This window comes from Microaerobacter geothermalis (genome assembly GCF_021608135.1).
GTDB classification, from domain to species: domain Bacteria; phylum Bacillota; class Bacilli; order DSM-22679; family DSM-22679; genus Microaerobacter; species Microaerobacter geothermalis.
This window is the reverse complement of sequence record NZ_JAKIHL010000002.1, coordinates 119,825-133,777: the sequence shown is the minus strand read 5'-3', so window position 1 is coordinate 133,777 and position 13,953 is coordinate 119,825. Positions and strand designations below refer to the sequence as shown.

At 41.4% G+C, this 13,953-nt stretch carries 9 protein-coding genes and 1 pseudogene; 9 read left to right on the top strand and 1 reads right to left on the bottom strand.

The genetic code is table 11. The features are described from left to right. Positions 1 to 30: 30 nt before the first annotated feature. Positions 31 to 852 (bottom strand): late competence protein ComER, encoded by an 822-nt coding sequence (gene comER / locus L1765_RS02665; RefSeq protein ID WP_236404429.1) that lies wholly within the window; start codon positions 850 to 852, stop codon positions 31 to 33. 246 nt (positions 853 to 1,098) lie between these two features. On the opposite strand from comER, the gene L1765_RS02660 reads away from it, so the two are divergent. From L1765_RS02660 to L1765_RS02620, 9 genes and pseudogenes are all read left to right on the top strand, one after another. Further along, positions 1,099 to 1,815: a helix-hairpin-helix domain-containing protein gene (locus tag L1765_RS02660; RefSeq protein WP_236404428.1), complete on the top strand. Its 717-nt coding sequence runs from the start codon at positions 1,099 to 1,101 to the stop codon at positions 1,813 to 1,815. A gap of 145 nt (positions 1,816 to 1,960) precedes the next feature. Next, on the top strand, positions 1,961 to 3,250 hold the full coding sequence (locus L1765_RS02655; protein WP_236404427.1) for a homocysteine synthase: 1,290 nt from the start codon (positions 1,961 to 1,963) through the stop codon (positions 3,248 to 3,250). A gap of 469 nt (positions 3,251 to 3,719) precedes the next feature. Beyond that, positions 3,720 to 5,356 (top strand): annotated as a pseudogene (locus L1765_RS02650) (L-lactate permease). 376 nt (positions 5,357 to 5,732) lie between these two features. Beyond that, entirely contained in the window at positions 5,733 to 6,746 is a 1,014-nt protein-coding gene (locus L1765_RS02645) for a substrate-binding domain-containing protein (protein WP_236404426.1), read from the top strand. Continuing rightward, entirely contained in the window at positions 6,736 to 8,265 is a 1,530-nt protein-coding gene (locus tag L1765_RS02640) for a sensor histidine kinase (RefSeq protein WP_236404425.1), read from the top strand. The genes L1765_RS02645 and L1765_RS02640 overlap by 11 nt, the downstream gene beginning before the upstream one ends. After that, positions 8,258 to 9,823, top strand: a complete 1,566-nt coding sequence (locus L1765_RS02635; protein ID WP_236404423.1) for a response regulator — start codon at positions 8,258 to 8,260, stop codon at positions 9,821 to 9,823. The genes L1765_RS02640 and L1765_RS02635 overlap by 8 nt, the downstream gene beginning before the upstream one ends. Before the next feature lie 30 nt (positions 9,824 to 9,853). Next, positions 9,854 to 10,930 (top strand): sugar ABC transporter substrate-binding protein, encoded by a 1,077-nt coding sequence (locus L1765_RS02630; RefSeq protein WP_236404422.1) that lies wholly within the window; start codon positions 9,854 to 9,856, stop codon positions 10,928 to 10,930. A gap of 212 nt (positions 10,931 to 11,142) precedes the next feature. Next, the gene (locus L1765_RS02625; RefSeq protein WP_268928657.1) at positions 11,143 to 12,303 is read left to right on the top strand and encodes a sugar ABC transporter substrate-binding protein; all 1,161 of its coding nucleotides are present in this window, start codon (positions 11,143 to 11,145) and stop codon (positions 12,301 to 12,303) included. A gap of 92 nt (positions 12,304 to 12,395) precedes the next feature. Next, positions 12,396 to 13,916, top strand: a complete 1,521-nt coding sequence (locus L1765_RS02620) for a sugar ABC transporter ATP-binding protein (protein ID WP_236404420.1) — start codon at positions 12,396 to 12,398, stop codon at positions 13,914 to 13,916. The last annotated feature ends 37 nt before the right edge of the window (positions 13,917 to 13,953 follow it).

Sequence of the window (13,953 nt, the reverse complement as noted above, 5' to 3'; positions counted from 1 at the left end):
CAAAGGTGCTCAATTGAGCACCTTTTTAGGTCAACTTTCAAAGTGTTTTTTCATTTCTTCAACATCCTCATAAAATTTCATATGGGTCCTTTGAAAGAGTTGATGAAACATGGGCTTTGCCATTTCTTCCAATGCCGTTAAACCAGCTCCGGTAACCCCTCCCGGAACACACACTTTATTGACCAGGGTTTCCAGGTTGTATTTTTCAGAAGAAAGGAGCTCCCCAAGCCCAATCATCATTTCAGTAGCCAGGGCTGTTGCTTTTTCTCTGGAAATTCCGATCTCTTCTACGGCACCCTCTATAAATTGCTGGAGCAGGTATCCGAAAAATGCGGGTCCGCAGCTGATAATATCAGATGAAACCCTTGTTTCTTCTTCTTCGATGATAACAGGATGACTGAACTGCTGAAACAGGGTGAGAAGATATTCTTTATCCTCTTTGGTCAATCGGGTTCCCCAGACAACCAGGGAAGCACCTGCAAATGCTGAATTTGTAATGCTGGGTATCATTTTTACCACTTTACAGGGCAGATTTGTTTCTAGATTGGCAATCATCACTGGACTTGTGATAGAAACCACAAATTGATGTGGAAACAATCCATCGTGGAGTTCTTGCATTACTTTTCTATATTCCATTGGTTTTACACAGATAAAGATAATGTCACAGTGAAGGGTCATTTCTTTTATTGTTTCAGCAGATTTCAGACCAGGATAACGGGCAGCTAATTTGATCACTTTCTCTCTTGTACGGTTGATCGCCGTCACTTGAGAAGCTGAAATATAAGATGATTGAATCAGTGCTTCTATTAACATTCCCCCCATATTACCCGTACCGATAAAACCTAATTGCATATTTATCCCCTCCCCGTTTTGGCAATAGCTATAATATCATATGAAAGAAAATGAATTTTCATGTTTCTTCATTTGATTTTCATAAGTTCCGTGTATGATAGAAATACCCCTCTAATTGTAGAGGAGGCGCCCTGTTCCCTTATCCATTGACCTAATGGATAAGGGATTTTCTTTTTTGGCAGGACTGTTGACAAATGGAACATTGTGGTAATATATGCATAAGATTGTTAAGGCAGGTGATTTCTTATGTATGATTTATTATCCAGTTGGAGTCCAAGGGAACGGAAATTATTATTTCTTCTTCTTTTGTCGTTATTTTTTACGGTAAGCTTGCTTATCTATATTTTATTGAATGATGCAGGTACTGAGCTGGAAGCTGGCCCTTCCATAGATCAAATCACGTCAGCACCAGAGGAACAGCAGAAAAACAATGTTCCGGGAGATAAAGAAGACGAAAATCAACCGATGGGTGACAATCGTCAATCGATGGAAAAAATGATGGTAGTAGATATTAAAGGGGCCGTCCAGAATCCGGGAGTGTATACTTTGCCCCTTAATTCCCGACTGTTTGAGTTGATCAAATTGGCAGGAGGACTTACGGAAAATGCGGACCAAAATCAGGTAAACTTGGCCGGTTCCTTGAGAGATGGAATGGCGATCATCATTCCGGAGAAAGGGGATCCCCTTTCTTTAAACAGTCCATCCGTCAAGACCAGCACAATTTTTGAAAATCCGGTAATGGAAAATGGACAAACTTCTGGATATTCTCAAGGGAAAGTGAATTTGAATACGGCAAGTAAAACCGAATTGGAAACTTTACCGGGGATCGGTCCCTCCAAAGCAGAGGCGATTCTTCGTTATCGGGAGGAGAGGGGATTTCAACGAGTGGAAGATCTGTTAAATGTAAACGGAATCGGGGAGAAGACCTTTGAGAAATTAAAAGATTTGGTAATCGTATATTAAATTCTTGGATAAATTCCCATAAAATAAGTTGACAAAGTATTCCGATGAATCTATAATGAATTAAAATTTTTCCATCTCTTATTGAGAGAGGTACCTCTTCTCATTGGGAAGAGGTTCAATTCTATTATTAAGGAGGATCATAACGATGAGCAGTGAGAGAAAGTTAGGATTTGATACGATTGCATTACATGGTGGTCAGCAGCCAGACCCCACGACCGGTTCGAGGGCGTTACCGATTTACCAAACTACTTCCTACGTATTTAAAGACTCTGATCATGCGGCTAATCTTTTTGCATTAAAGGAATTTGGTAATATCTATACCCGAATAATGAACCCCACTCAGGATGTGTTTGAACAGCGTATTGCCCAATTAGAGGGCGGGGTAGGTGCCTTGGCATTGGCATCCGGACAGTCAGCCATTACGTATTCCATTTTAAACATTGCCGGTGCCGGAGATGAAATTGTTGCTTCCAGCAATCTGTACGGCGGTACATATAATCTGTTTTCCATGACTTTGCCAAAAATAGGAATACACGTGAAGTTTGTTGATCCAAGCAATCCGGAAAATTTCAGGGCTGCCATCACAGACAAGACGAAGGCCCTTTATGCAGAAAGTATCGGAAACCCCAGAATTGATGTCCTGGATATTGAGGCAGTGGCCAACATTGCCCATGATGCAGATTTACCTCTTATTATTGATAATACCTTTGCTACTCCCTATCTACTTCGTCCCATTGAGTATGGTGCGGATATTGTGGTTCATTCTGCGACTAAATTTATCGGAGGTCATGGGACATCAATCGGTGGAATTATTGTTGACGGAGGGAAATTTGATTGGAATAATGGGAAATTTCCAGGATTGACAGAACCGGATCCAAGTTATCATGGAGTGGTTTATACAGAAGCGGTGGGTCCTTTAGCCTATATTATTAAGGCAAGAGTTCAATTATTAAGGGATATTGGAGCGGCTATCGCCCCATTTAACGCATTCCTCTTTGTTCAGGGAATAGAAACCTTGTCACTCAGGATGGAACGCCATAGTTCCAATGCATTAAAGGTGGCCCAATTCTTGGAAGAGCATGAGTTAGTGAGCTGGGTAAATTATCCTGGTTTACCGTCCAGCCCATATTATAATTTGGCCCAAAAATATTTACCAAAGGGGCAGGGAGCCATCTTAACCTTTGGAATTAAAGGCGGGGTGGAAGAAGGGAAGAAGTTTATTAACAATTTAACATTATTCTCCCATCTGGCTAATGTCGGTGATGCTAAATCATTGGTTATTCATCCAGCCAGTACCACCCATCAACAGTTAACAGAAGAAGAGCAGCGCAGTGCCGGAGTTACTCCCGATATGATCCGTTTATCGGTGGGAATTGAAGATATTCAAGATATTTTAGCTGATCTGGATCAAGCCCTAAAAGCAAGCCAAAATTAAATGCTATCGATGCTTAACTAGAGATTCAGTGAATTCTTTAATATGAAAATACATTTTCATATCAATTTGTGACCCGAAGGGTCATGTGCGTTTAGTACCATCTATATAGGCCCCTTATTCCATCTTATGGAATTGGGGGTTTTTTAAATTTAACTATTGAATTTTTCAAAAAAATGTAGTTGAATAATATAAGACAGGTTATCTGATGACCTACTTATCCCATAACAGAATATCTGGTTATCATCTAATTAAAATTGGGAATATTGTTTATCTTCACAGAACCAGCAAAGTATGAACTAATTTAGAATTGATTGTTTGAAAACGATTTCTGTATTTAGAAAATTCTTGTTTTGGGATAAGAGGAAAAATTGTTATAGGGGGAGGATACTTCACTTACGGGAGAGAGTTTTTGAACCGAATGAGTAACAACAAAGAAACAAAGAATAATTTTTAAAGGGGTGTACTTGGGATGACTTGGACACAAATTTATCAACCAGTGGCGGACAACATCTGGCTTTCTGCATTGATCACCGTGATTCCAATTGTCTTTTTCTTCTGGGCATTGGCGGTAAAGAGAATGAAGGGACATTGGGCAGGACTTATTACCGTGGCTTTATCCATTATTATTGCGATTGCGGTTTATGGAATGCCCACCAAATTAGCGTTGCTTTCAACCGTGTTGGGCGCAAGTGTTGGATTATTTCCGATAAGTTGGATTATCATCACTGCAGTTTTTCTCTATAAAATTACCGTTAAAACCGGTCAGTTTGAAATTATTCGAAACTCCGTAGTAAGCATTACCGAGGACCGCCGTTTGCAGGCACTTCTGATTGCCTTTAGCTTCGGTGCATTTTTGGAAGGGGCAGCAGGATTTGGTACCCCGGTTGCCATTTCCGCCGCACTGCTGGTAGGATTAGGTTTTAATCCCCTGTATGCTGCGGGATTGGCTCTTATTGCCAATACCGCTCCGGTTGCTTTCGGTGCCATCGGAATTCCGATTATTACAGCAGGTAAAATTACAGGATTGGATACCATGGCGATTAGCCAGGTCGTTGGTCGTCAATTACCTTTCTTGTCCTTATTCGTTCCATTCTGGTTAGTATTTATCATGTCAGGTTGGAAGGGTGCAAAGGAAGTCATGCCTGCAATACTTGTATCTGGTGGTTCCTTTGCCCTAACCCAATATCTGTCGTCGAACTTTCTGGGACCGGAACTTCCCGACATTCTTTCAGCATTAGTCAGCTTGTTTGCTTTAGCCCTATTCTTAAAAGTATGGCAGCCAAAGAACGTATTTCGTTTTAAAGACGAGAAAGTTTCTGCCGAAGTGGCAGCGGCGAGGGAGAAAACCTATACACCTGGACAAGTATTTAAAGCCTGGTCTCCATTTATTCTCTTAACCGGATTTATCATCATTTGGGGAATTCCCGCATTTAAAAAAATCTTAGGTTCTGTAACGAAAGTTTATGAAATTTCTGGGTTGCATAATGCTGTAATCAAAGCTACTCCGATTGTAAATGAGGCAACACCATATGCCGCCACTTTCAAATTTGATTGGTTGGCAGCAGCTGGTACCGCAATTCTAATTGCTGCATTTGTTAGCATGTTTGTCGTGAAGATGAGCTTTGGCGAGTGGACTAAGACCCTTGGTGAAACCGTAAAAGAATTAATCAAGCCGATTATTACAATTGCCGCTGTTCTTGGATTAGCATATATCTTTAACTATTCAGGAATGAGTGCCACCTTGGGATTGGCCTTGGCAAAAACCGGATTTTTGTTCCCATTTTTCGCACCTATTCTCGGTTGGCTAGGAGTATTTCTTACTGGTAGTGATACCTCCTCCAATGCCCTGTTTGGAAATCTACAGAAAATTACAGCTACCCAAATTGGCGTTGACCCTGTATTAACTGTAGCCGCCAACTCCAGCGGTGGAGTTACCGGTAAATGATTTCTCCTCAATCCATTGCCGTTGCGACAGCCGCAACCGGATTGGTCGGGAAAGAAGGAGATCTATTCCGATTTACATTAAAGCATAGTATCTTCTTTATGCTGATTATTTCAGTGATGACCATGCTGCAGGCTTACTGGTTAACATGGATGCTGCCATAAGGACAAAATTTTAATAAAAGCAAAACCCTCCTGAAGAGATAACTTTAGGAGGGTTTTTATATTTTGGGAGTTTTTTTCTTTTCTATTTATTGAGGGAATTAAAGAATTCACTATGGACAGCCTTCGGGTTCGTGCTAAGCGAAGAGGCTAAAGAACGAGAATTAGCCCTCAAACTGACTCCAACTTTGGAATACCCAGATGTTTTTGAGGACTCCGTTCTTTAGCCTAGAAGCAGACCTGAATCACTTCCTGACGAACCCGACTAGGGGACGTGTGAATCTTTAATTCAACATTTATAGAAGTACTTGTCTATTCTGTGATAGAATATTAGAACAATTCAACGGATCAATCACAAACATCATAAGGTGGTTTTAGTATGATGACATTAATCAAGAAAGCGGTTGCTTGGGTCAGAAATTATTCGGTCATTATAGTATTGCTGGTGTTGATTATTGCGGTCGCCGGAATTCTCGCCAGATATGAGCGAGTGGTGACCAAGGGAAATCAGTCAAAACCGCTCTATCATTTCTATGTGGTTGCCCCCAATTTGGTTGACCCTTATTGGAAAGAGGTGCAAAGGGGAATGGAAGAGGCAGCAGCGGACTACAACGCAGCGATGGAATTTAGAGCGCCACGCATGAATAATAGAGAAGAGCAGCTGCGATATTTGGATATTGCTATACTGGCCGGAGTTGATGGGATTGTTGCCTATGCCTTTAACGATGCTGATTTCGTTGGACTCATCGAAAAAGCCTATAATTCCGGCATTCCGGTGGTAACGATTGAGAACGACGTTGAAAATAGTAAAAGAAAAGCATTTGTAGGAGCGAACAGCTTTCTTCTGGGGGAGATGGCAGGCAAATTAATGGCCCAAGCCACCAAAGGCAAAGCCAATATTGCCATTATAATGAATGATAACTTGCAGCGGGATACAACCAGTCAAAATCTAAAGCTTAACGGTTTCTTTAGTGCGGTAAAAGAGTTTCCGGAAATAAACGTAACCAAAGTATACAGCTCCATGCTGGGAATTATCAGCGCCGAAGAAATCACTCAATCGATTGTTGCTTCCGGACTGGGGATTGATGCAATCTATACGGTTGATTCGGTGGACACATTGGGAGTTGCTCAGTCTATTGTAGACTTGAATATGGTGGGCAAAATCTCTCTGGTAGGCTATGGTGACAGCCAGGAAATTCTCAGGTATATCAAAAAAGGCATCATTTATGGAACATTAGTAAGTAATCCCTATGTGATGGGCTATCAGAGTATTCGCAGCTTGATTGAAATAAAGGAAAAAGGCAATGCTTCTACTTTTCTCGATACGGAGATCAAAGTATTAACCGCTGAAACGATTGACCTAGGAAAAAACAGAAAAGAAATTGGCAGGTGAAAAAAAGTTGCAGCAGTCTTTTTGGAAACTTACAGGGATAAAAAAGAAGCTGATTGGCTATTACCTGGTTATTACGATGTTGATGTGGATTACCAGTCTTTTTTCCTATTATAACGCCAGGTTAATTACTACCAGGCTGGACTCGGTGTTCGTGGACTATATCTACCTTAACCAACTGTATTCAGATATTAATTCCCTTGAGATAGAGTTGGAAAAATATCTGTCTTCCAAGTCTTCTGAAGCACTGTTAAATTATTATACTTTGTACAATAAGCTGTCGGAACAAAGTTCAGACATAGAAGACAATTTAAGTTATAATCAGGATGATTTAATGCTGAAGGATATCGGCAACATGATCTCCGGTTTTTTAAGTGAAGCAGATGCAGCAATCAATGCGAAGCGGGGGCGAATGAGTAATGAGTATATCCAGCGTTTTACCCGCTCCAACGAAATCAGTGAATACATTAAATCTTATATTAACAATCTCTTGTACAGCAAACTGCACCAGGGTTCAATCATGTATCGGGAAACTTCCAGGAATATGGCGGTCGTCAATTATATAAACATAATTTTGCTTTTGGGCTCGTTGGCGATGAGTATCTTTCTGGCGGTATTCTTTAGCTACAAGTTGGCCAAACCATTGATCCTGCTGGCCCGGTCTGCGGAAAAGGTGTCCCGGGGTGATTTTGACATTCAGCCCCTCAAGGTGAATACCCGAGACGAGGTCAGCATTCTTGCAAATGCTTTCAATAAGATGACGGTGAATATCAGGGAGTATATAACAAAAATCAAGGTGCAGGCTGAAATTGAGCACAAGCTTAAGGAACAGGAGATGCAAAACCTCAAGATGAAAAGTATCCTGAAAGAAGCCGAGTTGAAAGCGCTGCAATCCCAAATAAATCCTCATTTTCTCTTTAATACTTTAAATGCAGCCTCTCAACTTGCCATGATGGAAGGAGCCGATAAGTCATCAAAATTCATAAAAAAAACGGCTGATCTTTTCAGGCATAATTTGCGGCAACTAACCAAACCGGTAAAGCTGGCAGAAGAAGTGAACAGCGTGATGGCCTATATCTATATTTTAGAGACCCGGTTTGGGGATCGGTTAAAGTTTTCGGCAGAGATAGATGATAAAATTCTGGAAACTGAAATTCCTTGTATTATCATTCAACCGTTGGTGGAAAATGCCTATATCCATGGAATAGGAGAGTTGGAGCAGGGGGGGAGAATCAACTTAACTGTTAAGGGGGAAAGCGGCTATGTTTTGATAGAGGTTAGCGATAACGGTGCAGGGATGGTGCAGGAAAAAATTGAACAAATCATGGCGGTAGATGTGGATCAAGATCTGATCAAAGGGCATGTAACCGGTATTGGTCTGAAAAATGTGATTGAAAGACTACGTCTGTTTTATAATATTCCAGATGTGCACCGATTAATAGAAATCCAAAGCGAATTAAACAAAGGGACAACGGTTATCCTGAAAATACCATTGAAGGAAGAGGCGAGGGCGGTTGGTTAGATTATTCGTTGCTGATGATGAGCAGATTGTAACAGATTCACTTCGCTTTATTGTTGAAAGCAGTTTTTCCGGTCAGGTGGAGTTGGTTGGTTCCGCCAAATCAGGCAGGGAAGCGATTGAAAAAGTAGAGCTGCTTAAGCCGGACCTGGTGTTTATGGATATTCAAATGCCGGGGATCAATGGGATAGAGGCCATTAGCAAGATTAAATCAAGGCATCCGGACATTATTTTCGTCATCATTTCTGCCTATGAACACTTTAACTATGCCAAGGAGGCCGTTAATCTGGGTGTAATGGAGTATATTCTGAAACCCATGGATAAGCAAGGAATTATCGAGGTCATTAGAAATGCCCAAAAATTGGTTGAGATGAACAGGGAGAACATGTTCAGGGAACTGGAACTGCGGGAAAAGTTGAATCAGATGATTCCATTTATTGAAAGCGAATTCATTTATACCTATTTATTTAATACCGGCTTGGCCAATGATCTGACATTTTATGAAGAACTGTTTGCGATGAAATTAAATTACGGCTTTGTGCTGATATGTCATATCCTGCCCGAAAAAGAGGATGTCAGGTACAGTCTGGATAAACATAAATTCTATCAAGATTTTCGAACCAACATCAAAAACCTGTGCAAATGCCTGGTTGGCTCCCCGATGTTAAACACCATCATTGTCTATATACCTGTGAGTGAACAGGAGGATGCCTATGAAATCAAGAACTATTCCCTTAGACTTGCCCAAGAGATAATAGGTGAAACTGCTAAACGGAGCGATTTGTCGTTCAAGATTGGTATCGGAAGGGCATATCCCATTACGGGATTATCTAAATCAACAGAGGAGGCTGAGAGGGTTATAAACGTGTCAGGAATGGAGGAGATCATTCATTTTGAGGATCTGATTACAGTACCGGGTAAAACAGAAGTATACCCCTCCTATTTGGAAAGGGAACTCATTGACAGATTATTGGGAGGTAACCTGATCGGTGCAATTGCAAGTTTCCAAAACATTTACGATTGGATATTTTTAAATTGTCAAGAGGGGATGCAAGAGGCAGGAGATAGATTGTCGGAAGTCGTGATCGCAGTGGAGAAGACTCTCTCTTATTACTTTAATCACAGGATCACAGGGCAGGCACCACAAATTACAGGCAGCGATCTGATCGAAGAAGGAGAGTTAAGGAACCGATTTATCCACTGGGTTAAAAAGTTGTCACAACAGATAAATGATCTTAGAGTTCATAAATTTGACGGTTTGATCACAAGGGTTATTGAATTTATCAATCGAAATTACGATCAGAATATAACTCTTAATGATGCTGCCAAGGAGATAAACATGAGCTATCATTACTTCAGCAAGTTTTTTAAGGAACGAACAGGACAGAATTTTACCGATTATCTAACCGTCACGAGGATAAACAAAGCCAAGGAATTCTTGGCTGACAAAACTCTCAGCATTAAAGAGATTTCTTTTAAAGTAGGTTATAATGATCCCAATTATTTCTGTAAAATTTTTAAAAGAATCACGGGGATGACACCTTCAGAATTTAGGAACTAGACCAATTTATCCTAGGGGAAGGTGAAATAAATGAAAGTAACTACAAGAAGGATGCTAATCGGGATCCTGACTGGTATTCTGTTGATTATGCTCGTATTTTTGGGTGCCAATATCTATCTCGATGTCAAAGCTGATCAGGCAAGCGAAGGCAGTAATGGCTCCGACACCGGCATAAAAATTGGCTTTTCTCTGGGAACGTTGAAGGAAGAACGGTGGATCAAAGACAGAGACATTCTCATGGCCATGGTCAGAGAACTTGGGGCAGACATCATTGTTCAAAATGCCAATAATGATGATGAAGACCAGTTAAAACAGGTAAGATATTTATTGGACCAAAATATTGATGTGTTAATTATCGTACCCAATGATTTGCAAAGGGCGGCGGCGGCTGTACAAATGGCTCAGAAAGAGGGAGTCAAAGTGATTTCATATGACAGACTGGTTCTGAAGTCAAATGTAGACTTGTATATTTCCTTTGATAACGAAAAAGTAGGAGAGTTGATGGCCCGTCATCTATTGGAAGCAGTACCTGAAGGAAACTATCTTATTATAAACGGAGCCAAAACGGACAATAATACCAGGTTAGTCAAGGAAGGATACAGCAAAGTGTTGAATTCAAAAATTGAAAGCGGTGACATAAAGATAATTGCTGAGGAATGGGCTGATGACTGGCTCATTGAAAGGGCTTTCCGAATAACCGATGTTCTATTGCAACAGAGAACGAAGATTGATGCCATCTTGGCCGGTAATGACGGATTGGCCGGGGGAGCGATCAGAGCATTGGCTGAGTATAGACTGGCGGGGAAGACTAAGGTGGTGGGACAAGACGCGGACTTGGCGGCCAGTCAGCGAATCGTCGAAGGATCCCAGTTGATGACTGTCTATAAACCTATCGATCAGTTAGCGAGGGCGACAGCAGAATTGGCGATTAAACTGGCCAAAGGAGAGAAACTGGACATATCTACTACAATTTTTGACGGCAAATATGATATACCCTATTATTTTTTGGAACCGATAGCGGTTGATAAAGATAACATAGATGAAACGATCATTAAGGATGGTTTTCATCGTCGTGACGAAGTTTATCGGAATCTCAAAAATGAATGACTATTTTAGTTCCGTCTATATACACAGGCTGACAGCAGCCTGTATTTTTTTGTCCTTAAAATAGTACAGAATGAACAACTTGAGACTTTTTGTTTTAAGAATTTTACAAAAATATTCTATCATCACAAAAACCTGTCTAGTGTCCGAATGGAGAATCACAGATAAAATTATTTTAAGGCTTGAACGTGTCAGGCAAGCTGAATTATATAACCATGTGTAAGAAAGAGGGGTTAAAAGTGAAAAAGAGTTTAAAAAGGTTTACTCTTCTGCTAGGTGTCATGATGATTGCTTTTGTTCTGTCAGCCTGCAGCGGAGAAAGCAGTAACGGGAGAAGCAGTGACGGAGGAACCGGCAGCGGAGTAAGCGTCGGCATTGTATTGCCTACCAAAGATGAGCCGCGTTGGGTACAGGATGAACAAAGATTTAAAGAAGCTTTGGAGGGAACAAAGTATACGACCGAAATTTTGTTCAGCCAAGGTTCTCCTGCTAAAGAAAAAGAAAATGTTGAAACTTTGATTAGCAAAGGAATTAAAGTGTTGATTATTACTCCGCAAGACGGCGCTGCAGCTGCCGCTGCGGCAGAAGCTGCCAAAAAAGAAGGGATCACAGTTATTGCTTACGACCGTTTGATCACAGATACGGATGCGGTGGATTACTACGTTACCTTCGACAGCTTTGCGGTAGGTGAAGCCCAAGCACAATATTTGATCGATAACACAAAAGGTACAGGGGTACCGTTATACTTGTATGCTGGAGCTGCTTCTGATAATAACGCATTCTTGTTCTTCCAAGGTGCGTGGAGCGTACTTCAGCCTAAAATCGCAGACGGAACGTTTAAGGTCGCCAACTCCAGCGAAGCTGTCGCTTTGCAAGATACAGCTGAGCTATCCCGCGATCAATTAAGTAAAATTATTGGTCAAGTGACGACCAACTGGGATCCCAATGAAGCGAAAAACAAGGCGCAAACACATTTAACGGCTGCAGCAGCAGACATGAAAGGCGACGTTGCCATCCTGGCACCGAATGACGGCACCGCACGTGCGATCGCAGACGTATTTGCATCCGACAGTGCGATAACAAGCTATGTCGTAACCGGGCAAGATGCGGAGAAGGCTTCGATACAGTACATCATCGACGGCAAACAATCGATGACGGTCTTCAAAGATGTTCGTACACTCGTTAAAGATGCCATGGGTATGGCCGTATCCATCCTCGACGGAAAAACTCCTGAAACGACGGGTTCTTACAACAATGGCAAGATCGATGTGAAAGCAAAGCAAACAGATGTGATTGTCGTTGACAAAAACAACGTGAAGAAAGAAATAATAGATTCGGGTTATTACCAAGCGAGTGACTTCACTGGACTGGAATAACAAATAAGCATAAGCAAGGTGCGGAGTATTGATAGATCTGCTATCATTACTCCGCAATTATAAACGTTGTTTAGTCAAGGGGGGACAGCAAGATGAGCGAATATATTTTGGAGATGAATCAGATTTCCAAGGAGTTTACGGGGGTTAAGGCGCTCACCAACGTAAATTTCAAGGTGAAAAAAGGCGAGATCCATTGCTTAGTCGGCGAAAATGGTGCAGGGAAATCCACGTTAATGAAGGTGCTCAGCGGGGTATATCCCTACGGATCGTATCAGGGGGACATCGTGTTCGAAGGCAATGTGCAAAAGTTCAACAAAATCAGCGACAGCGTAAAGGTAGGCATTGGTATCATATACCAAGAGCTGGCGTTATTTCCGGACCTTACGATATACGAAAATATATTTGTCGGTAATGAAGTGAAGCGTGGCGCATTCATAGACTGGAACCATACGATTGTACAAGCCAAACAAATGTTGCAAAAAGTGAAGTTAAATGTGAATCCGGAAATGTTGATTAAAGATTTGGGCGTGGGTAAACAACAATTGGTGGAGATCGCCAAAGCCTTAAGCAAAAACGTAAAGTTGCTCATTCTAGACGAGCCGACAGCGGCACTCAATGAGAACGAGAGTGAGAATCTGCTCCATCTGCTGACCGAGTTAAAAAATCAGGGTATTACTTGTATCATGATTTCGCACAAGCTGAAAGAAGTGATTTCAATTGCGGATAAAGTGACTGTGTTGCGCGATGGCCGAACGATTTGCACATTGGACGCCGACAAAAGCGAAATTTCTGAGAGCGTCATTATCAAGAACATGGTTGGCCGAGAAATCGATGATATTTATCCTAAGAGAACAAACAAAAATTTTGGCGATAAAGTGCTGGAACTTCACAATTGGTCCGCCTACGATGCTCAACTAGGACGACAAGTCCTAAAAAATATTCATCTTCATGTTAAAAAGGGAGAAATCGTCGGCATCGCCGGCTTAATGGGTTCAGGACGAACGGAACTTGCGTTAAGCATTTTCGGAAATTCCAAGTCTTATAAACTACAAGGCGAATTATTTTTGGATGGGGTTCCTTGCGTATTCAAACGCCCCAGTGAAGCGATCAAAGCAGGCATTGCATATGTCACGGAGGATCGAAAGGGAAATGGGCTGTTTTTGATTCGGGATATTAAAAACAATATATCTGTGGCGAATCTGCATGACATTTCTATCAATGGAATTATTAATGATAACGAAGAAATAAAAATCTCAAATGGATATAAAGAGTCAATGAACATTAAAGCGTCTTCAGTGGAACAAATTGTTGGCAACTTGAGTGGTGGTAATCAACAAAAAGTATCATTGGCCAAGTGGTTGTTCCTTGGACCGAAGCTGTTAATCTTGGATGAACCTACACGAGGCATAGACGTGGGAGCTAAATTCGAAATTTATACGATCATGAATAAACTAATCAGCGAAGGCATGAGTATTATCATGATTTCATCAGAACTTGGCGAGGTGCTGGGGATGAGTGACCGCGTGTATGTCATGGCTGAAGGCGAGATTAAAGGCGAATTGTCGATAGACGAGGCCGATCAAGAAAAAATAATGAACCTTGCCACCCAATAGGAGGGAACCTCATGAACTTTACTTCAGAAAAAAAGAC

Coding starts and splice junctions, on each gene's coding strand:
- L1765_RS02660 (WP_236404428.1), top strand. CDS start 1,099: ATGTATGATTTATTATCCAGTTGGAGTCCAAGGGAACGGAAATTATTA.
- L1765_RS02645 (WP_236404426.1), top strand. CDS start 5,733: ATGATGACATTAATCAAGAAAGCGGTTGCTTGGGTCAGAAATTATTCG.
- L1765_RS02630 (WP_236404422.1), top strand. CDS start 9,854: ATGAAAGTAACTACAAGAAGGATGCTAATCGGGATCCTGACTGGTATT.
- L1765_RS02655 (WP_236404427.1), top strand. CDS start 1,961: ATGAGCAGTGAGAGAAAGTTAGGATTTGATACGATTGCATTACATGGT.
- L1765_RS02620 (WP_236404420.1), top strand. CDS start 12,396: ATGAGCGAATATATTTTGGAGATGAATCAGATTTCCAAGGAGTTTACG.
- comER (WP_236404429.1), bottom strand. CDS start 852: ATGCAATTAGGTTTTATCGGTACGGGTAATATGGGGGGAATGTTAATA.
- L1765_RS02625 (WP_268928657.1), top strand. CDS start 11,143: ATGTGTAAGAAAGAGGGGTTAAAAGTGAAAAAGAGTTTAAAAAGGTTT.